The 20,850-nt window shown below is 52.3% G+C and carries 17 protein-coding genes; 11 read left to right on the top strand and 6 right to left on the bottom strand.

Annotation, left to right across the window (positions count from 1 at the left end):
• Positions 1-99 precede the first annotated feature (99 nt).
• Entirely contained in the window at positions 100-1,434 is a 1,335-nt protein-coding gene (gene ffh / locus BM040_RS16620) for a signal recognition particle protein (protein ID WP_092103901.1), read from the top strand.
• Between the two features lie 847 nt (positions 1,435-2,281).
• Here the strand turns inward: ffh and BM040_RS16615 are convergent.
• Positions 2,282-2,767 (bottom strand): nucleoside deaminase, encoded by a 486-nt coding sequence (locus BM040_RS16615; protein ID WP_092103899.1) that lies wholly within the window; start codon positions 2,765-2,767, stop codon positions 2,282-2,284.
• Between the two features lie 647 nt (positions 2,768-3,414).
• On the opposite strand from BM040_RS16615, the gene BM040_RS16610 reads away from it, so the two are divergent.
• A complete protein-coding gene (locus BM040_RS16610; RefSeq protein ID WP_092103897.1) occupies positions 3,415-4,008 on the top strand; it encodes a hypothetical protein in 594 nt (197 codons plus the stop codon).
• A gap of 7 nt (positions 4,009-4,015) precedes the next feature.
• Here the strand turns inward: BM040_RS16610 and BM040_RS16605 are convergent, their stop codons facing one another.
• Together BM040_RS16605 and BM040_RS16600 are read right to left on the bottom strand one after the other, a co-directional pair.
• Complete coding sequence (locus BM040_RS16605; protein WP_092103895.1) at positions 4,016-4,609, bottom strand: DUF429 domain-containing protein; 594 nt, start codon at positions 4,607-4,609, stop codon at positions 4,016-4,018.
• A 211-nt stretch (positions 4,610-4,820) separates the two neighbouring features.
• Complete coding sequence (locus BM040_RS16600) at positions 4,821-5,399, bottom strand: DinB family protein (RefSeq protein ID WP_245756271.1); 579 nt, start codon at positions 5,397-5,399, stop codon at positions 4,821-4,823.
• A 203-nt stretch (positions 5,400-5,602) separates the two neighbouring features.
• Here BM040_RS16600 and BM040_RS16595 point away from each other — a divergent pair, with 203 nt between their 5' ends.
• The 3 genes from BM040_RS16595 to BM040_RS16585 all read left to right on the top strand — a co-directional run bounded on the left by BM040_RS16595 (position 5,603) and on the right by BM040_RS16585 (position 7,948).
• Positions 5,603-6,310 carry a class I SAM-dependent methyltransferase gene (locus tag BM040_RS16595; RefSeq protein WP_092103893.1) on the top strand — a complete coding sequence of 236 codons (708 nt, stop codon included), beginning with the start codon at positions 5,603-5,605 and terminating at the stop codon, positions 6,308-6,310.
• A gap of 15 nt (positions 6,311-6,325) precedes the next feature.
• On the top strand, positions 6,326-6,961 hold the full coding sequence (locus BM040_RS16590) for a hypothetical protein (RefSeq protein WP_092103891.1): 636 nt from the start codon (positions 6,326-6,328) through the stop codon (positions 6,959-6,961).
• A 75-nt stretch (positions 6,962-7,036) separates the two neighbouring features.
• The gene (locus BM040_RS16585; RefSeq protein ID WP_092103889.1) at positions 7,037-7,948 is read left to right on the top strand and encodes a YihY/virulence factor BrkB family protein; all 912 of its coding nucleotides are present in this window, start codon (positions 7,037-7,039) and stop codon (positions 7,946-7,948) included.
• Between the two features lie 68 nt (positions 7,949-8,016).
• On the opposite strand, the gene BM040_RS16580 is transcribed toward BM040_RS16585, so the two are convergent.
• Positions 8,017-8,514, bottom strand: coding sequence for a hypothetical protein (locus BM040_RS16580; protein WP_139217836.1), 498 nt, complete (start codon positions 8,512-8,514; stop codon positions 8,017-8,019).
• 109 nt (positions 8,515-8,623) lie between these two features.
• Positions 8,624-9,640 (bottom strand): UDP-N-acetylmuramate dehydrogenase, encoded by a 1,017-nt coding sequence (gene murB, locus BM040_RS16575; RefSeq protein ID WP_092103885.1) that lies wholly within the window; start codon positions 9,638-9,640, stop codon positions 8,624-8,626.
• Positions 9,641-9,870: 230 nt separating this feature from the next.
• Here murB and BM040_RS16570 point away from each other — a divergent pair, with 230 nt between their 5' ends.
• Entirely contained in the window at positions 9,871-11,055 is a 1,185-nt protein-coding gene (locus BM040_RS16570) for a THUMP domain-containing class I SAM-dependent RNA methyltransferase (RefSeq protein ID WP_092103883.1), read from the top strand.
• A gap of 272 nt (positions 11,056-11,327) precedes the next feature.
• On the opposite strand, the gene topA is transcribed toward BM040_RS16570, so the two are convergent.
• Positions 11,328-13,763 carry a type I DNA topoisomerase gene (gene topA, locus BM040_RS16565; protein ID WP_092103881.1) on the bottom strand — a complete coding sequence of 812 codons (2,436 nt, stop codon included), beginning with the start codon at positions 13,761-13,763 and terminating at the stop codon, positions 11,328-11,330.
• 164 nt (positions 13,764-13,927) lie between these two features.
• Here topA and BM040_RS16560 point away from each other — a divergent pair, with 164 nt between their 5' ends.
• From BM040_RS16560 to BM040_RS16540, 5 genes are all read left to right on the top strand, one after another.
• Positions 13,928-14,416 carry a SixA phosphatase family protein gene (locus BM040_RS16560; protein ID WP_092103879.1) on the top strand — a complete coding sequence of 163 codons (489 nt, stop codon included), beginning with the start codon at positions 13,928-13,930 and terminating at the stop codon, positions 14,414-14,416.
• A gap of 102 nt (positions 14,417-14,518) precedes the next feature.
• A complete protein-coding gene (locus BM040_RS16555) occupies positions 14,519-15,265 on the top strand; it encodes a ParA family protein (RefSeq protein ID WP_092103876.1) in 747 nt (248 codons plus the stop codon).
• A 150-nt stretch (positions 15,266-15,415) separates the two neighbouring features.
• Positions 15,416-19,657: a HAMP domain-containing protein gene (locus BM040_RS16550; RefSeq protein ID WP_245756270.1), complete on the top strand. Its 4,242-nt coding sequence runs from the start codon at positions 15,416-15,418 to the stop codon at positions 19,655-19,657.
• A complete protein-coding gene (locus tag BM040_RS16545) occupies positions 19,657-20,265 on the top strand; it encodes a chemotaxis protein CheW (RefSeq protein WP_092103874.1) in 609 nt (202 codons plus the stop codon). The genes BM040_RS16550 and BM040_RS16545 overlap by 1 nt, the downstream gene beginning before the upstream one ends.
• A 27-nt stretch (positions 20,266-20,292) precedes the next feature.
• Positions 20,293-20,670, top strand: a complete 378-nt coding sequence (locus BM040_RS16540; protein ID WP_092103872.1) for a response regulator — start codon at positions 20,293-20,295, stop codon at positions 20,668-20,670.
• Positions 20,671-20,850 lie beyond the last annotated feature (180 nt).

The raw sequence follows: 20,850 nt of genomic DNA, 5'->3' as shown, positions 1-20,850 counted from the left end.
TATACTTTGCCGGGCCGGAAGCGTAAATTCTGATGTTGTGCAATAAAGTGGTAAGTATTCCTGAGAATCCTTACTTTTGTAGGTAAATCCAGAAAAAAGATGTTCGATAATTTAAGTAACAAACTAGACCGCGCCTTTAAAACGCTTAAAGGCCAGGGAAGCATTACCGAAATTAACGTAGCCCAGACCATCAAGGAGGTGCGCCGCGCCCTGGTGGATGCCGACGTAAACTATAAAGTAGCCAAGACTGTCACCGATAACATCAAGGAGAAGGCCCTGGGCCGCGATGTGTTGATCGCCGTATCGCCTGGCCAGTTGATGGTGAAGATCATGCACGAGGAGCTGACCGAGCTGATGGGTGGGGAGAAGCAGGACATCAACCTGAAGGGTGAGCCCGCTATTATCCTGATTTCCGGTCTGCAAGGCTCTGGTAAAACAACGTTTACCGGCAAACTGGCCAATTATATTAAAAGACAAGGCCGCTCTGTGATGGTAGCAGCCTGCGACGTGTACCGTCCGGCCGCGATTACGCAGCTGCAGGTGCTGGCCGAGCAGGTAGGTGTGGAGGCGTATACAGAGCCGGAGAGTAAAAACCCGGTGCAGATTGCCCTCAACGCGATTGAGCACGCCAAGAAAACGCACAAGAAAGTAGTCATCATCGACACCGCCGGTCGTTTGGCCGTGGATGAGGCGATGATGAAAGAGATAGAGGAAATCAAAAAGGCCATCAAGCCGACCGAAACCCTGTTTGTGGTAGACTCCATGACGGGCCAGGATGCGGTGAACACGGCCAAGACCTTTAACGAGCGCATCAACTTCGACGGCGTGGTACTGACCAAGCTGGACGGTGACTCCCGTGGTGGTGCGGCTCTTTCGATTCGTGCCGTGGTGGAGAAGCCGATTAAGTTTATCTCGACCGGTGAGAAGATGGAGGCGCTGGATCTGTTCTATCCGGATCGTATGGCGCAGCGTATCTTGGGCATGGGCGACGTTATCTCCCTGGTGGAGCGTGCGCAGCAGGCCTTTGACGAGGAAGAAGCCAAGCGTATCAACAAGAAGATCCGCAAGAACCAGTTCAACTTCGACGACTTCCTGACGCAGCTGGAGCAAATCAAGAAGATGGGTGACATCAAGGACCTGGTGGGGATGATCCCTGGCGTTGGAAAAGCACTGAAGGATGTGGAGATCGATGACAATGCCTTCAAGCCGATTGAAGCTATTATTAAGTCGATGACCCCGGCAGAGCGTGAGAACCCGGATATGATTAGCGGCAGCCGTCGTGCCAGAATTGCCAAAGGCAGCGGTACGGACATCACGCAGGTAAACAACCTGATGAAGCAGTTTAACGACATGCGTAAGATGATGCGCTCGATGAACAAGATGGCCGGCAAGCGCGGTGGCCTCGGCAACCTAGCGAATATGCTGAAGCGTTAAGCTGATTTTATACTTTATTTTAAGCGAGGGCTATACTTGTAATAAGTATAGCCCTCGCTTTTTTGTTAGATGGTCTGAGATGGAGAGGCTTTGCTTGGTGATACTTTATACTTGAGCTATACTTGCTGGTATACTTTAGCTGGCGCGAGCTTATAGCCCCTGTCCTTTTATACTTTGGATCTACTTTTCCTAGCCAACGCTTCCCGCAACTGGAGCTAAGCTATTCTTACTAGCTGCCGTTCATCCTCCAGACTTACTTACCTATTGTTTCATTTCCGGCTTTGGTGCCCTCCCAGGCCGGGAGGCCTCGTTTTCCTGCTCGGCGCTGGGAGCTTTTCCTGCCCTCGTGCCTCGGGCTGCCCTTGACGGGCACCGGAAAAACTCGCATAGGCGCCTCCCAGAAAAACTGGGAACGAACTCGATAGCTTCTTGCAATACAACGTGAACCAAGTCCCCCTTTGAAGGGGGTAGGGGGATGATAATCGCCTGCTGAGACAATTACTGGGATGAGACTCCATAGCTCCTGCTCTTGCTGTCATCTCGACCCAAGGGAGAGATCTCTTTAGAATTCCGGATAGATCCCTCGCGCTGCTCGAGATGACAGTAAAAGTAGTAATTATTATTCCCCTCCTCGGAGGGGCGGGGGTGGGTTTATACTTTGACTACGAAGATAATACTTCAGCACCAGTAATTACAGACTCCCCTCCTTGGCTAAGGAGGGGCAGGGGGTGGTTGGACCCGGCACTTCCAAACTCTTCTATGGCTAGTGGAGGGCCTGAGCGGGTTTATAAATACAATACAAACTCTCTAACTCCCAAACTCAACAACTCCTAAAGTCCCCAACTCCCTAATACCTTTGCTTATCCGGCTTCTTTTCCCAGGCCTCAAAAGCTACCTTGGCCTCCTCCGGGAGTAGCTGCACCATGGGGATGCGCCTTTTCTCAAGCGGCTTCTCGAGCTCCTCGTAGATAAAGGAGTCGTCGAAACCGATGCGGGCGGCGTCTTCGTGGCGGTTGCCAAAGTATACTTTCTTCAGTCTGGCCCAGTAAATGGCGCCCATGCACATCGGGCAGGGTTGGGAACTGGCGTACAACTCGCAGTCGGAGAGGTCGTGGGTGCCGAGTGCCTGGGTGGCGGCGCGGATGGCTTCCATTTCGGCGTGAGCCGTGGGGTCGTGGGAGTGGAGCACGTTATTATAGCCCCTGGCAATAATCTCCCCGTTCCGAACGATAACGGAGCCGAATGGCCCACCGTAGCCCTCCTGCATCTTTTCAAGGGACAGCCTGATGGCCTCCCGCATAAACTCCTCCTGCTTTGCCTGGTTGTTTTCCATAGTTCCTTAAGGTTGTAGTATGAAGTGTTTGTTAAATATGGTTTATACTTAGGCTAGTATGAAGGGACCACATTTCATACTGTATTTCTCACTGACACTTACTCCAAACCTAACGCTAAAGTTAGGCTCTGTGAAGCAGTTCAATATACGTAGTAGCGGGCAGGAGTCAGTGCGGCTACACAGGAATGCTGGGGAGGTAGCCGTAAGTAATGTGATGTTAAGAGGGCGGTAGGAGCAAGAGGTTCTCAGAAAAAGTTGAAGCTCTGGGTAGGCCGTCAAGAGGGGCCATTAGGTGCTGCTGAGGCCAAAAAGTAAATAGCTTATACTTCACTTGTGCGGTACGAATGCATACTCGAAGTATAAGCTATTGCAACTGTTTCCTCCTAAGAGGTGGTATGTTGGGTGATTATTACTATCAAAAAATATATCTATTGTAAAATAAGTTTAATATTTTCTTGCTTAAAGATTATTTACGAAGCTAATCCCTTAGGGTTATCATCTTTTTAAGTTTTATGCTGCGGCGGTAGGGTAGCAGAGATTGTAAAGACCGGGTTTAAGCATGCCTTCTTTAAGTTTTGAAAGATAATATCTTATAGTTTACCTGCGTCGTATCTGAGGGTATAGTACCACGTAACCAACGATATTGTATGAAGGGCATATTTAGAATTTTAAGCACATGTGCTGTGCTGGCAGGGCTGGTGCTTGGCTCCTGCACCGCTACCCGTGAGCAGCAGGTAGAGGACGACCTGGGCGACTTCAGGGCCTGGGTAAACGACTTTACGGCTAGCGTGGCCGACCGCACGGAGGAAGACTGGAAACGTGCCCGGGAGGATTTTAGCAAGCGCACCCAGGAACTGGACCGCAAGCAGGAAAACTTTTCGGACGAACTCAAGCAGGATTACCAGAACCTGAAGCAGGAGTTCCAGGATGCTGATGAAAAGTATAAGCGCAGCCACTCCGCTGGAGAGATGGAAGAATGGGAACAAAACCTGCTCGGGGAGTGGGCCACCACTACGCTAAATGAAACAAATGTAGAGGCCGCCTACGAAGCCTTTATGGAGCGCGTACGGGTTGAAAAAGAGAACTGGACGAACGAGGATTGGGAAATGGCCAAGCGGGTACTGGAGCGGCTCAATGAGCGCAAGGACGCGATAAGCGGTAATATCCCCACCGGATCAGAAGTGAAGATTAAGGCGCTGCAGATGGAGTTCCGCACTTTGGAAACAGCTGCCGACCTCTAAGCAGGGGCTATATGATAATCCTTCCCTCATACGGGTCGCCATAAAGTATAGATTGCTGTTGCTGATGCCTATGGCCAGATAGCCAGCAAAGTATAGCGTCAAACTGGTGCCAGTTTTCGGGAAGCGTGTGCAGTTTATAATTTAAGGTGCGCTGTAGGGCAGCAGTGTAATCCGGGAGTGCGGCTGGATCTTTTTTGTAGCCCTGAAGTTGGGGGAGCAGCAGCCTGACCGCCTCGGCAGGGTAGGTCTCCAACATGGCAACGCCCTGGTTTGCCATCAGCGCGCGCAACCGCATGGCCCGCGCCGTAAGCCCGCCCAGGAACATTGGCGACATGGCCTGCACCTCCCGGTCTGCCTGGCGGTAGAAGAAATCAGCGGCGGGGCTGGGTACTGCAAAGCCATATGCTTTGGGCAGGGTTAGCGGCGCGTCGATATAAATCACATTTGGGCTTTGCTGCCGCACAAGTTCCTGCAGCCACTGGTCCGCATCATTGCCCTTCTCGCATTGCCATACATACAGCTCTCCCTGCTGCACCATGGCGGCGGCCGTCGTCCCGGCAAGTTTGGAGCCAAAGTCTACCCCAAGGTGGTTGTCTTCCATACATCATACTATTGCTGCCCATTGCTGCTATACTCCCGAAGAGGGCTTATAGTTATGCGGAGCAGGAGAGCATGGTCAACCTGAATTTATAATGAAGCGATGTGCTGGAAACCTGTGGAGAAAGTATAAGTTGATGGCGAATTTATACTTTATATGCTATGTCTTAATTATATGAAGTACAACGAATAAAGGGATTTCGGAAGGGTGTCTACTATGCCTGCAGTTGGTTGATAAGCGCCTCCTTCTGGGCCATCATAATCTGCTTGTGGTGGATGAAGTGATCCTGCAGAAAGTTGAGCGTCTGGCAAATGGTTAGGTACCCCACCACCGGGTGCTTGAACACCCCTTTGGCCAGCAGCGCGGGCGGAAATCCGATTAGTTCGTCTTCCAGTTCAAAGCGCATCGTGTCCCACTGCTTGCGCAAGGCGCTCAGCTCCGATACCTCCGGCACGTTGGCCACAATGTCAGGGGCTTTAAATTTCTGCCCCGAGTGCAGTGCCACCTTCATCAGCAAGGCCTTTGCCTCCTGCGCGAAGGGTACGTCCTGCAGTTCCTCGGGACGCTGCAGCTTGTAGCGAATGTTTTCCAGCGTGCGTTGCTCCACCAGGATAAGGTGTGCCACATGTTGGTTTATACTCCACTTGCCGGGCGCAGGGGCTGCGTTCAACTGCTGATGGTCCAGTCCGTCCAGTTCATCTAGTAGAGGATTTCTGAGCTCTTCCAGACGCAAATACTTGGCTTCCAGTTTTGGGTTCATGAGCAGGTTATGGCTGAAGGCGTTAAGTGACATAGGCTTTGCTCTCAAAAAACGATGTTAAATCTATTGAAGTTTCGCAGATATGCAATATCACGATACTACTATTTTTAATATAAACGGCTGATGCAGTGATAACTGTATATAATGTCTTTGAATTTTATCATTTGATAAGTATAAATTGAGTTTGTCCGGACGCCTTTTGTGCCGAAATTGCAGACCTGAAAGTATAAGAGTACATGAAAAATGACCCGATTGGCGCTGCTGTGCTGGATTACCTAGCAGGAGCCGAAAATGCAGAGATCACCGTAGAAAGCAACCTGACCGAGGATGACGTGATTCCGGTGTATTACCTTTTCCGGACAGAAGAGCACATGCCTGAGCTGGAGGTACTTGCCCTAAACGCCTGCCGTGGAAGCGTGCTGGACGTGGGCGCAGGGGCTGGCTGCCACGCCCTGGCGCTGCAGCAGCGCGGAGTGGAGGTTACTGCCCTGGACATTTCGGAGGGAGCCGTGGAGGCCATGCAGCGGCAGGGCGTAATGCAGGTGCTGCACCAAAACCTGTTCGACCTGCAAGGCAAAAAGTATGACACGCTGCTGCTGCTGATGAACGGCATTGGGATAGCCGGCACGTTGGATGGCCTGCCGCATTTCCTGGAACACGCCAAAACCCTGCTCAAACCCGGTGGGCAAATCCTGCTGGAGTCATCCGACATCCTGTATATGTATGAGGAGGAAGACGGCTCGGTGCTGCTGGACCTGAACGCCGGCTATTACGGGGAGGTGAAGTATAACATGACCTACAAAGACCAGGAAAGCGGCTGGTTCAACTGGCTCTTCATCGACCCCTCCATCCTGGAAGACTATGCTCTAAACCACGGCTATACCTTTGAACTGCTGCTGGAGGGGGAAACGGGAAATTACCTGGCCAGGCTACGTGTGAAGTAGCAAGTGCGTGAAAGTATGATGAAGAAGTTCTCGATCTACAAACCGTACCGTTTTTACTGGACCAGAACATACATCAGTTATGCTTTTATAGCAGGTGTGGTGCTCCTCATTTTGGCCTTGAAGCATGTGGTGGGTACGCCCGAGTCCCACCCCATTTATTCTTACTTATCTGTTGCTCTCGTTCTGCCAGGTATTTACCACATTCTTCTGAGTGTGCTGGTGGTAAACAAGTATAGGCCCCTGAAAGGAGCGCTTGAAGGGCACATTGTTTTCAGCAAGGATGCCATTGAAATAGACAAACAAGTTTATCCGTTAAGTGCTATCAGGTATGTCGTATTTGAAGGGACAGATTGGCTCGGGGATGAAAGATCAGACAGAGGCTTCAGTAATTTTTTTGAGAACACCTTATCTCAGGGCGTAGAAAACACGTTGATACTGCATCTTCTGAATGGGCAGGTTGTAAGAACAAGGTTTCAGAAGCTATTTGCCTGCGAGCTGAGGGACGTCGAAGACACAATACTGCACTATTACCTCCACAATAAGCTTACCTACCTACAGACTGTAAATGCGCTATGCCTTGGAGACAGAGAGGAACAACATAAACTGAAGGAGATGAAGTTACATCAGACGGAAGCTAATCCCCTCCTGTAAGTATCATCGAGCTAGCGTTCGCCGTACGTATACCTGTTCTTGAGGGGCGTCAAGACCAGATATAAGTATGATTGCATGAACAAACAGCTAAAACGGAGCTGGAAACTCACCAAACTGACCTTTAAAGAGTTTGCAGACGACAGGCCGCTCGACTGGGCAGCCATCATTGGGTTTTATACGATTTTCTCCCTGCCTGCCGTGCTCATCATCACGCTGCGCATTGCCGGCATCGTATTTGGCGACGAGGCGGTGCAGGGGGAGCTGGCCAAGCAGATTGGCGGCATTGTGGGCCGCAGCAGCGCGCAGCAAATCCAGAACATTATTGAGAACGCCGACCGCTCCGCTTCTACCACTATTGGCACTGTCGTTGGCGTGGCCACCATGGTATTCTCAGCTACCACCGTATTCGTGTCGCTGCAGGACTCCCTGAACGCCATGTGGGAGGTAAAAGCCAAGGCAGAGCTGGGCTGGCTGAAGCTGGTGGTGGACCGTGTGCTGTCGCTGGCGCTGGTGGTGAGCCTGGGCTTTCTGCTGCTGGTGTCGCTTTCTGTTGATATCGTGATGGGGCTGGTCAGCGATTTTCTGCGGCAGGAGATGTCGGGTGTAGCTGTATACTTGATAACTGTGGGCAATGTGCTGATTTCCGTCCTTATCAGCACGGTCATTTTCGCGGCCATTTTCAAGGTGCTACCTGATGCTAAAATCCGCTGGCCCAATGTGTGGGTAGGCGCCCCCGTGACGGCCATCCTATTCGTGCTGGGCAAGTACATACTCAACATATACTTCCAGCACGACCCACTGGCCGATACTTACGGCGCGGCCGGTTCGCTGGTACTGATTCTGGTGTGGGTATACTACGCGGCAGTAATTTTCCTGCTTGGGGCCGAGTTTACGCAAGTATATTCCCGGGAGCACGACCGCGGCATCCACCCTCAGGACAACGCCGTGAAAGTGGAGACAAAAGAAATAGAGAAGAAAGAAGAATAAATAGGGGAGAGCCTTTAGCAGCAGCGGCCCAGTAGTTTACATACCGGGCCGCTGCTGCTAAAGTATGGCTACTTCACAAACCGTAGTTCTGCATTCACAGGGTTTCCGCCTGTAAAGGCTTGAATCAGCCTTCTGTCCACCCCGATAATGTCTCCGAGCAGATTCAGGTTGTCCACATCGATGGTAGTACTCAGGTCCATGTTCGTCATCGTGAGGCGCTCAATATCAAGTACGCCCAGGTTCTCCAGCGTAATCTGCGTCTCATCGTTGTTGAACTCCCAGCCGCCCTCATAGGTTTGGTCCTGGCCGTTAGCCTGGAAAGTAGCCTTGTAGGTTTTGTCCGCCTTTACATTCAGCCGCAACGTCTGGAAGGTATTTGCATTTTCGCCAACCCCCGGAATCAGGGACACATCGATGCTGTTAAGCAAAACCTTGTCGCCCCGCCACTCGCCGGAGGTAATGATTTCAGTTTTAGTGGGTTCTGGCTGTGCATCATCGTCGTCATCGCAGGAGACTAGCGCACTACTTGATAAAAAAAGGAACAGGTAGAGTAAAATGTTTTTCACACGCATAATAGTAACTGGTAAAAGGTCATACAGTACACTATATAGCGCAGAAAAGGGCAAATGGTTAGGGCAAACCAAGTATAAATTTACCGGTCGGAATAGCCCCGCCTTACATGATATTCACCTCCGGGTGCAACCTGATGCCAAACTGCTGCTCCACCGACGCAATCACCTCGAAGGCCAGTTTCCGGATGTCCTCGCCGCTGGCCCCGCCATAGTTTACCAGCACCAGCGCCTGGTTCTTGTGCACCCCGTAGTTGCCGATGACCTTGCCCTTCCAGCCGCATTGCTCAATCAGCCAGCCGGCCGGTACTTTCACGGTTGTTTCCGAAACCGGGTAGGAGGGGATGCTAGGGTATTGCTTTTGCAGCTCCTCGAACTGACTCAGCGGTATTTCCGGGTTCTTGAAAAAGCTGCCTGCGTTTCCGATTTGCTTCGGGTCTGGCAATTTGCTTTGCCGGATGTGGCACACAGCAGCACTTACGTGATGGATGGTCGGCTCCTGCACCTGCATTTCCTCCAGCGTAGTTTTAATGGCGCCGTAAGAGGTGTTTAAGGAATGCTTTTTATGCAGCCGGAAGGTCACGTGCGTCACGATGTACTGGCCTTTCAACTCGTTTTTGAAAACGCTCTCGCGGTAGCCAAATCGGCAGGTTTCATTGTCAAAGCTGCGTACTTCAGCGGTTTCGATGTGCACTGCCTCCAACTCATGAAAAACGTCTTTTAATTCCACACCATAGGCACCGATGTTCTGCAGTGGCGCGGCGCCCACCGTGCCCGGTATCAGCGACAGGTTTTCCAGCCCGCCCAGGTTCTGCGACAAGGTATAGAGTACAAACTCGTGCCATACTTCGCCGGCGCCCGCTTTCAGGTATACATGCTCCTCGTCTTCGGCTACTTTCTCCACTCCCTTTATGCCATTCTGCAGCACAAGCCCGTCAAAATCCTTAGTAAACAGTAGGTTGCTGCCGCCGCCAAGTATAAGCTTAGTTTCCTTCCGCAACTCAGGCATTTGTAGCAGCTCCTGCAGCTCTGCCACCGTGTCGAAGCGGGCGAAAAGCTTGGCCTTCACGTCGATGCCGAAGGTATTGTAGGGTTTTAAAGGAAAATCGGTCTGCAGTCTCATAAGCGGGTGTATTTGCGGCAAAGATAACTTTAGTAGTTAAGAGTTAAAAGTTAAGAGTGATGAGTTAGGGAGCCTGTAAAACGGTTAAACTTTAATAGGACGCAGCATGTAAGCCTACAGTGCTGCTGATAGTTTCCTAAGCGCTTAAATTGAACGGGTGACACTCTTAATTTTTAACTCTCAACTCTTAACTCTTAAACTTATCTTTGCACTTTGATAAAGTATAAAGTATGGCGAAGAAGACGCAAAGCGAGAATTTTAATATCATAGCCACCACGCTGGCCGGTCTGGAGGAGGTATTGGCAGCCGAGCTGCGCGAGTTGGACATGGAGTATGTAAAAGTGGGTAACCGCGTTGTGACCTGCTCGGGTAACCTGCGCCAGCTTTATGAGGCCAACCTGTGGTGCCGCACCGCCATCCGTATCCTGAAGCCTATTCGCCAGTTTAAGGCCCGCGACGAGAAAAACCTCTACGAGCAGGTGCAGCAGACGGATTGGTCAGAATTTTTCGACTTGGATATGACCTTCGCCATCGACGCGGTAGTAAGCCACTCTACTTTCGAGCACTCGCTGTATGTGTCCCAGCTAACCAAGGATGCCATTGTGGACCAGTTCCGGGCCAAAACCGGGGCGCGGCCTTCGGTAGACCGCATCCGGCCCGATGTGCGCCTGAACCTGCACATGTACGACAACTTGGTTACCCTTTCGCTCGATTCCTCCGGCGACTCGCTGCACCGCCGCGGCTATCGCCTCCAAACCAACGTGGCGCCGCTGAACGAAGTACTGGCTGCGGGCATCATTGCCCTTTCCGGCTGGGACAAAAAATCTCCTTTTATAGACCCTATGTGCGGTTCAGGTACCTTCCTGATAGAGGCAGCTTTAATGGCACAGAACATCGCACCAGGCCTCTTCCGCCGCGACCCTTATGGCTTCGAGAAGTGGAAAGACTATAACGAGTCGCTTTTTGAGATGGTCTGGAACACAGCTGAGGCGAAGGAAAAGCGCACGCCGCAGGCCCATATCATTGGCTACGACCTGGATGCCGATTACGTAGAGGCAGCCCGCAATAACATTGCCAATGCCGGCCTGGAAAACATCATACAAGTAGAGCAGGCTGACTTTTTCGAAACCCAGGCACCGGAAGGCCAAGGCGTAGTGGTGATGAACCCGCCCTACAACGAGCGCATTCAGTCGGAAGACATCAACGAGCTTTACAAAAACATCGGCGATACGTTAAAGAACAACTACCAGGGCTACGACGCCTTCGTGTTTACCGGCAACCTGGAGGCTGCCAAAAGTATAGGCCTGCGCACCTCGCGCCGTGTGCCGCTCTACAACGGCTCTATCGAATGCCGTTTGCTGAAGTATGAATTGTACCGCGGCTCCCGAAAAGGCGGAGGAGAGGAAGTGGCTTAGAAGTTAGAAAGTTAGAATGTTAGAAAGTTATAAAGTGGGGGAGTTGCAACAGTTCTGATGCACTTTTAATACGGCTAGCATTTAAGTAAAAATAGGCACAAAGACCCTCGCTCGCCTCTGGCGAGTGTGTGCTATAGGGCGGCCTCTGGCCGCTTTGAGTATAAGTATAAGTATAAGTATAAGTATAAGTATAGCGGATTGAGTCGTTAGCTACTAAAAACAGAAAGAGCACCTCATGCAGGTGCTCTTTCTGTTTGAATGTGTACTTAACGTTATGCCTTTTTCTTCGGCGCGGCTTTCTTGGCTGTGGTTGTTTTTTTAGTTGCCGTGGCCTTTTTGGTGGCTGCCTTCTTCGCAGCCGCAGGTTTTTCTGCTTCAGCTTTCTTTTTGAAGCCGCCGCGACCTTTCTTCTCAGGCGTAGCTTCGGCCAGCGCCAGGCATTCTTCCAGCGTCAGCTCAGCCGGCTCTTTGCCTTTCGGAATCTTCACATTCTTCTTGCCCGCCGCGATGTAAGGTCCATACCGGCCATTCAACACCTGTATGTCCGGGTTTTCCGGGAAGGTTTTAATGACTTTCTCCGCATCTGCCTTGCGCTTGGCCTGTATCAGGTCTACAGCCTCCTCGGCTGTCACCAGCATCGGGTCCAGCGTTTTGGGCAGTGAGTAAAACTTGCCGTCGTGGCGGATGTATGGCCCGAAGCGGCCCACGGCTGCGGTCATCTCCTTTTCCTCGAAAGTACCCACAATGCGCGGTAGTTTAAACAGCTCCAGGGCATCCTCCAGCGCCAGGCTCTCAATGAACTGGCCTTTGCGCAGACTGGCATAAACTGGTTTCTCGCCTGTTTCAGGGTTTTCCTCTCCCAACTGCACATAAGGGCCAAACCTGCCTAGCTTAGCTACCACCGTTTTGCCGGAAACAGGGTCTGTGCCCAGCTCGCGGGCGCCAGAAACCTCTGCTCTGGAGATATTCTCACTTGACTCGATGCGCTTGTGGAACTTCTCGTAGAACTTCTCGAGCATGTCTTCCCACTCTTTTGAGCCCTGCGCAATCTCGTCAAACTCGGCTTCTACGCGGGCTGTGAAGGAATAATCAATCACGTTCGGGAAGTGCTCCACCAAAAAGTCGTTCACCACCATAGCCGTGTCCGTTGGGAACAGCTTGGCTTTTTCCGCACCCGTAATCTCGGTTTTGGTTTGGGAGGAGATGTTTTCACCTTTCAGCGTCAGTACCCGGAACGGGCGCTCTTTTCCCTCGCGGCTGTCTTTCTCTACATACCCGCGTTTCTGAATGGTAGAGATGGTAGGAGCGTAGGTAGAAGGACGGCCAATGCCCATTTCCTCCAGTTTCTTTACCAGGCTGGCTTCAGTGTAGCGGGCGGCAGGGCGGCTGTAACGCTGGGTGGCCACCATCTGGCGCAGGTCAATACTTTGGCCAATGCTCAGAGGCGGCAGCATGCCTTTTACATCCTCGTCAGCACCTTCCTCCTCATCGTCTTTCGATTCGATGTATACTTTCAGGAAGCCCTCAAATTTGATTACCTCTCCGGTAGCCTGCAGCTTTTGGTCAGGCTGTGTAGAGATACCTATGGTTACAGTAGTCTTCTCTATCTCTGCGTCGGCCATCTGAGAAGCAATGGCGCGTTTCCAAATAAGCTCGTACAAGCGCTGCTCGTTGCGGTCGCTGCTCACGGTCATCTGCGAGAAATCAGTCGGACGGATGGCTTCGTGTGCTTCCTGTGCTCCGGAAGACTTGGTTTTGAAGCGACGTGTTTTCACGAAATTCTCCCCGAAAGAGCGCTGTATTTCGCGGCTGGCACCCTGTATGGCCTCCTCCGACAGGTTCACGGAGTCGGTACGCATATAGGAGATTTTACCGGCCTCGTACAGGCGCTGGGCAATGGTCATGGTCTGGGCCACGGAGAAGTATAGCTTCCGGCTGGCTTCCTGCTGCAGGGTAGAGGTGGTGAACGGCGGAGCAGGGCTGCGTTTAAGCGGCTTTTTCTCCAGGTTCTCAATCTTATACTCTGCACCAATACATTGCTGTAGGAATGCTTGTGCCTCCTCTTCGGTTTTGAACTTCTGCGGGAGCTCGGCCTCCAGGGTACGGCCCTGTACGTCGAACGATGCCGTGATTCGGAAAGCTGCTTCTGCCTTGAATCGCTCAATCTCGCGCTCGCGCTCCACCACTAGGCGTACCGCCACCGACTGCACACGACCAGCCGAAAGGCCGGTCTTTATTTTCTTCCACAGTACCGGCGACAGCTCAAAACCCACCAGGCGGTCCAGGATACGGCGTGCCTGCTGGGCGTTCACCAGGTCCATGTCGATGCCGCGCGGTGAGCTGATGGCGTTAAGTATGGCGTTTTTGGTAATCTCGCGGAAAACGATGCGGCGCGTCTTGGCGTCGTTCAGGTTCAGGGCCTCGGTCAGGTGCCACGAAATGGCTTCTCCCTCGCGGTCGTCGTCCGATGCAAGCCAAACTGTCTCCGCCTCCTTTGCCAGCTTGCGCAGCTGCGATACCACCTCCTTTTTGTCGCTGGAGATGACATAGGTGGGCTTAAAACCGTTCTCTATATCAATGGCGTTGTTGTCCTTAGGCAAGTCGCGCACATGGCCGAAGCTGGATTTCACAACGAAATCCTTCCCTAAATATCCCTCAATCGTCTTTGCCTTGGCAGGCGACTCTACTATGACTAAATTTTTTATCATCCTTTATCTTTACAGGGCGAACAGGTGAGATTTGGCCCAAAGTTCAAATTTTTTTTTCAACAATTACAACCCAATCCGTATAAGAGAGGTTTAACTACGCAATTAAAATCCTGCCGGCCGTGTGCCGGGCCAGTACAAGTACTATACGGTCATCCGACAAATCTATGCAACGAATCGTGCTCCTATGCCGCCATGCGGAAGCGTATGAACCCTTTCCGCTCCAGCCCGACTTTGAACGCGAACTAACTCCAAATGGCCACCAGCAGGCAAAATCGACTGGCCAGTGGCTGCGTGAAAAATTTTCTAAAGTGGATGCTCTGTTGGCCAGTCCCGCTGCCCGGGCAAACGCCACTGCCCGCATTCTTGCTAACCGTTTATACTTTGACGAGGAGAATATAACCTATAACCCGGACCTGTATAATGCCCGTGAGGCAAATTTGATAAAAAGCCTGGGGGAGCTGCCGGATAATGTGAATCAGGTACTGCTGGTGGCGCACAACCCCGGCCTTACCCGCCTTGCCCGGGAATTAACGGAGAACCTGCGCCTTGGTTACCTGGAGCCCGGGGGCGTGGTGGCCGTTGCCCTTCACCTGGAGCAATGGCAGGAAATTCACACCACCACCGGCCTGCTGCTGGACCAGTTTGCCTCCTGAAGCATTGCTCCCTTATATTAGACTTTTTAAATACTTCACTTTTGCTTAGTTTAGTGGTGCGGCTGGTAATTGACGATCATCCAGCACCTATAATTTCATACCATGAAGACGAAGGTAGTAGCCGTCATAAACCAGAAAGGCGGCACCGGCAAGACAACTACAACCATTAACCTGGGCAGTGCCCTGAGCAAGCTAGGCAAGAAGGTGCTCTTGGTAGACCTGGACCCGCAAAGCAATCTTTCTTACTCACTGGCCATACCCAACCCGGAAAAAACGCTGGCCGGTGTGTTCCTTGGCGATAATAGCCTGCAGGAGACATGGGTGGAGAAGGACGGTCTCTGGGTGGTGCCTGGCTCCAACGATCTGGTGGATGTGGAAATCTCGCTGGTGACAGAGCCGGAGCGGGAGAAGTTTCTCAAGACGATTCTGGCAGAGGCAAAAGGCTTTGATTTTATACTTATAGATTGCCCGCCCTCGCTCTCCGTGCTAACGCTAAACGCCTTAACAGCAGCGCACGAAGTACTCGTCCCCTTACAAATGGAGGTGCTCACTCTACAGGGGCTTGACCAGATCATGAACACGATCCAGAAAGTAAAAAAAGCTTTCAATTCGCAACTTAAAGTAAAAGGAATCGTAGTGGTGATGTTTGACGTGCGCCGAAAGCTAAGCCAGGAAGTCCTGGAGTACCTGCACGAGAATGTTAAAGAGAAGATATTCCGGAACCATATCCGCATGAACGTAAAACTTGCTGAAGCCCCCTCTTTTGGACAAAGTATTTTGGACTACGACGCTTCCTCCAACGGCGCGCGTGACTACATGGCACTTGCCGAGGAGTATCTGGAAAGCTGATAAACAGTTATTAGCATAAGCGGGAAATTTTATACTTTTATAGTAAATTGCACTACATACATCCTGCAGCAGCATATAGTTTGATGCAAAGGCGTGCCACCTGGAGTGGCACCGCGCAGGAGAGACACCCTATTCCAACCAAACGAATATATGGCCTTAGGTAAAAACTTGAAGCTGAGCAAAGACAAGCTCATCAGTGACGTAGAAGCCAAAGAAGAGAAGAAAACCACTCCTCAGGCTAAAGCGGAGAAAGGAGCTGCCACCACGGCTGTGGGGGATGCACCGGCCAAACCAGCGGCCCCGGCCCCGAAAGAGTTGCCTGCTAACGCTGCCAGATTAACGGCAGATAAGGCTGACTCTACAAAAAAAAGACAAGGCAAACTGCCAAGTAACCCCGAATACATCAGCGACCAGTTGAACAGGGTACTCTATGCCCTCGACGCCTTTAAAAAAGGAGACGTATCGGTGCGCCTGACCAAGCAGAACGACGATATTTTCGCCGACATCGCTGAGGCTTACAACTCCATGGTGGAGATGATCGGTGGTGTAGGCGGTGAGGTGTCGCGTATCTCGAAAGTGGCCGGAGTGGAAGGAAACCTGAAGGCCCGAGCCTCGGCTGAGAATGCTTCCGGTTTCTGGAAGGACATGATCAACAACATTAACGGCCTGGTAGACTCAATTGCGGTACCGGTACTGGAAGTAGGCAAAGTACTTAAGAATATATCCCGCGGTAACCTGGACGAGACATTCCAGATCCCTGTATCCGGCGACTTCAAGGTCATGGCCGAGACAATAAACCGTACCATTGACAACCTGAACCTGTTCGCCGGCGAGGTAACCCGTGTGGCATTGGAGGTAGGTACCGAAGGTAAACTGGGCGGACAGGCATCGGTGCCGAACGTGGCCGGTGTTTGGAAAGACCTGACTGACAATGTAAACACGATGGCCTCCAACCTGACTTTCCAGGTGCGAGACATCGCCAATGTATCTACCGCTGTAGCCAAGGGTGACCTGACCCAGAAGGTATCGGTGGACGTGAAAGGTGAGATGGCCGAGCTGAAGGAGAACATCAACCGCATGGTGGACTCGCTCAACATCTTTGCCGGTGAGGTAACGCGTGTGGCCCGCGAAGTAGGTACGGAAGGGCGCCTGGGTGGCCAGGCGAAAGTGCCGAACGTAGGTGGCGTGTGGAAGGACCTGACCGACAACGTGAATACAATGGCCTCCAACCTCACCTCCCAGGTGCGCGACATCGCCAATGTATCCACTGCGGTAGCCAAAGGCGATTTGACGCAGAAAATCACGGTAAACGTTCGCGGGGAGATGGCTGAGCTGAAGGAAAACATCAACCAAATGGTGGACTCGCTCAACATCTTCGCCGGTGAGGTAACGCGTGTGGCCCGCGAGGTGGGTACTGAGGGTAAGCTAGGCGGCCAGGCCAACGTACCGAATGTAGGCGGCGTGTGGAAGGACCTGACAGACAACGTAAACTCCATGGGTTCAAACCTGACGCTGCAGGTGCGCGATATTGCTAACGTGGCGACTGCTGTGGCCAAGGGCGACCTGACGCAGAAGGTATCAGTGGACGTGAAAGGTGAACTTGGAGAGCTGAAGGACATCCTGAATGAAATGGTGGACCGACTAAACGTGTTTGGCGCGGAAGTAACCCGCGTGGCGCGTGAGGTGGGAACCGAAGGGATGCTGGGAGGGCAAGCCAACGTACCAAACGTTGGTGGTGTGTGGAAGGACCTGACCGACAACGTGAACTACATGGCCTCCAACCTCACCTCCCAGGTGCGCGACATCGCCAACGTATCTACAGCGGTAGCGAAAGGTGACCTGAGCCAGAAAATCACAGTGAATGTGCGTGGTGAGATGGCTGACCTGAAGGAGAACCTCAACCAGATGGTGGACTCCCTCAATATCTTCGCCGACGAGGTAACCCGCGTGGCGCGTGAGGTAGGTACGGAAGGACGCCTGGGTGGCCAGGCCAACGTGCCGAACGTGGCCGGAGTTTGGAAAGACCTTACTGACAACGTAAATATCATGGCCTCCAACCTGACCACGCAGGTGAGAGGTATAGCAAAAGTAGCCACCGCCGTGGCCAAGGGTGACTTGACCCAGAAGGTATCGGTGGATGTAAAAGGCGAGATGGCCGAGCTGAAGGAAAACCTCAACCAGATGGTGGACTCGCTCAACATCTTTGCCGGTGAGGTAACGAGAGTGGCACGCGAGGTGGGAACCGAGGGTAGGCTAGGAGGACAAGCCAATGTGCCGAACGTGGGCGGCGTGTGGAAAGACCTGACTGACAACGTGAACTACATGGCCTCCAACCTCACCTCCCAGGTGCGCGACATCGCCAACGTGTCCACCGCCGTGGCAAAAGGTGACCTTAGTCAGAAAATCACGGTAGAGGCCCGCGGCGAGCTGCTCGACCTGAAGGAGAACCTCAACCAGATGGTGGACTCCCTGAACATCTTCGCTGACGAGGTAACGCGCGTGGCACGTGAAGTGGGTACGGAAGGACGCCTGGGCGGCCAAGCCAACGTGCCGAAGGTGCGTGGTACTTGGAAGGAACTCACCGATAACGTGAACACGATGGCCTCCAACCTAACGCTGCAGGTGCGCGACATTGCTAACGTAGCGACTGCCGTAGCCAAGGGAGATTTGAGCCAGAAAGTATCGGTGGATGTGAAAGGCGAGCTGAATGAGCTGAAGGAGAACATGAACCGCATGGTGGACTCGCTCAACATCTTTGCCGGTGAGGTAACGCGTGTGGCACTGGAAGTAGGTACTGAGGGTAAACTGGGCGGCCAGGCCAACGTGCCGAACGTAGCCGGTGTTTGGAAAGATCTGACTGATAACGTGAATACAATGGCCTCTAACCTGACAACACAGGTAAGGGGTATTGTAAAAGTAGTAACAGCAGTATCCAAGGGTGACCTGACTCAGAAACTGACCCTGCAGGCAAAAGGCGAGATGGCCGAGTTGGCCGACACCATTAACACGATGGTGATCGACCTGAACCGTCTGGCCGGTGAGGTATCGCGTGTGGCCAGAGTGGCGGGTGTGGAAGGTAAACTGACAGAGCGTGCCACGCTGCAAGGTGTGGGCGGTAGCTGGAAAGAACTGGTAGATACCCTGAACGACCTGCTGGAGTCTATCGTGACGCCGGTGCTGGATGTATCGCGGGTGGTACGTGCCATCTCTGAGGGTGACCTGACCCAGCGCGTGGAAGCACAGACTGCAGGCGACATTCTGGACATGGCCAATGCCCTAAACCTGGCCGTTGACAACCTGAACGCCCTACTGGGTGAAATTAATGACTCATCGCTGGTGGTGGGCTCCTCTTCTGAGGAAATGGCCGCTAAAGGCCTGGACATGAACAAGGTGACGCTGGATGTGGCCCTGGCGATGCAGCAAATGGCTGAAGGTGCCCAGAACCAGGCCCTTAAGACCGACCAAACTTTCAAGCTGATTGAGGAAATCATGAAAGCGACGAAGGAAACGGCAAACCGGGCTGAGGTGGTGAACAAGTCGGCTTTGCTTGGTGAGGAAAGCTCGCAGATTGGTCTGAAAACGGTGGCGGAAGTGGTGAAGAACATGGAGGAAATCTCCAGCTCTGCCGCGCTTACCGCCAAAACGATTGAAGTATTAAGCACCCGTTCCCAGGAAATCTCTAAATCCCTGGGTGTTATCACAGACATCGCATCACAGACAAACCTGCTGGCCCTGAACGCTGCCATTGAGGCGGCCCGTGCCGGGGAAGCCGGCCGCGGTTTTGCCGTGGTAGCTGAGGAAATCAGGAAACTGGCCGAGGGCTCACGCAAATCTGCCAGTGAGATTGCCACACTCGTGGATGATGTGAAGAAAGATACAGCTTCAGCCGCTATGGCGATTTCAACGATGGAGGGCCGGGTATTGAAAGGAAAGAACGCTACGTTTGAGGCGTCCGGAGCCTTCAAGAACATTGCCGCATCCAGTGGTGAGACCCTTCGTACCGCACAGGACATCCTCACAGCGACAGAAGTACAGAAAACCACCATTGGTGACGTAGTGAAGTATGTGGAGGAAGTGGTGGCCATTGCCGAGCAAACGGCCTCAGGCACACAGCAGGTGGCGAGCACAGCCAAGCAGCTCTCCGCCTCCATGCAAGAGCTTACCTCATCATCGCAAAACCTGAACGACATTGCGGCAGACCTGCAGGTAAGTATCTCCGCCTTCAAGCTGGTTGACGGCAACCTGGTGTTTAACGACAGAAGAAGGCTGATGTCCACCATTCCGGTGAACCAGCGCAAGCAGCGCGGCAATCAGGCGGTTAGCAAGCGAATCAATTCGGAAGTGCCGCAGCGATTTAACGATGCTCCATTGGGTGACAGGAAGAAGAAATAATGCCAAAGACATCAAAAACCAATAAAAAGGCGGAGCCGGAAACATTAAAGGCTCTGCCCGAAACAACATCCGCGGAGGTGGCTGCCTCTGAGGCGGGTAAGGGGGAGGCAACTGTTTCGGAGTCTGCCCGGGAACTGGTGTCCCCTGAAATGGTGCACCTGATCGTGTTCAAGTTGGGCACAGAAGAGTATGCCATTCGGATTGATCAGGTGAAAGAGGTGACCGTGACCCCTGAAATCACCCGCATGCCCCGCACACCAGACTTTGTGAAAGGAGTAGCCAACATTCGCGGTGATATTATTGCCATTATAGATCTGGCCAGACGCTTCAACATCAGGCCTGATACCGCGGCGGATGGGGTGAATACCAGCTATACGTTGGTGGTGGAGACCGACACCTACAGCATTGGCGTAGATGTAAGGGAGGTGCCGCAGTCGTTGAACCTGCCCCTTACCAAAATCGACAAGACGCCGTCCTTTTTACAGGATGTGAGCGTGAGCGAGAACTTTATTGAAGGAATAGCCAAGACCGACAACCGACTCATCATTGTGCTGGACATGCATAAGATTCTGACACATGAGGAGGTGAACCAGTTGCCTAACTTATAGAACTAAAAAGTATACTTTATAAAAGGTATGAAAAGAATATTGATCGTAGATGACTCTTTCTACATGCGCACCATGCTTAAAAACATGCTTAGCGATGCCGGCTATGAAATTGTGGGAGAGGCTCCGAATGGGCAGACTGCGTTAGAGTTGGCAAAGGAAACAAAGCCGGATCTGATTACGCTGGATGTGATTTTGCCTGACAGCACAGGGCTGGAAGTACTGAAAGGGATCCGGCAGGAGCAGCCAGACCAGAAGGTGATTATCGTAAGCGCCGTAGGGCAGGAGGTTATCGTGAACGAGGCCATGGAGTATGGCGCCAAATCGTATATCGTGAAGCCTTTTTCGGAGGAGAACGTGCTGGAGGTGGTAAGCAAGGTACTGGCTGAGGACACGCCTAAAAGCTAATCCTATACTTAATCATAAACTTGCTAATCCAGTAGGAGCATAGCTTTGTAATCCGGACAGCAGAGCGTTTAAAAGTCCTTTACTGTCTCCCAGTTTCGGGGCGGGCCAGTGGCCTTGCTTGTCTGGGAAAGTATAAACTTGTCCTTCCTGAACCAATTGTAGCCTGAGCGCTGTGCGGCG

It is taken from the genome of Pontibacter chinhatensis (genome assembly GCF_900113285.1).
GTDB lineage: Bacteria > Bacteroidota > Bacteroidia > Cytophagales > Hymenobacteraceae > Pontibacter > Pontibacter chinhatensis.
This window is presented reverse-complemented; position numbering and strand designations above follow the sequence as displayed.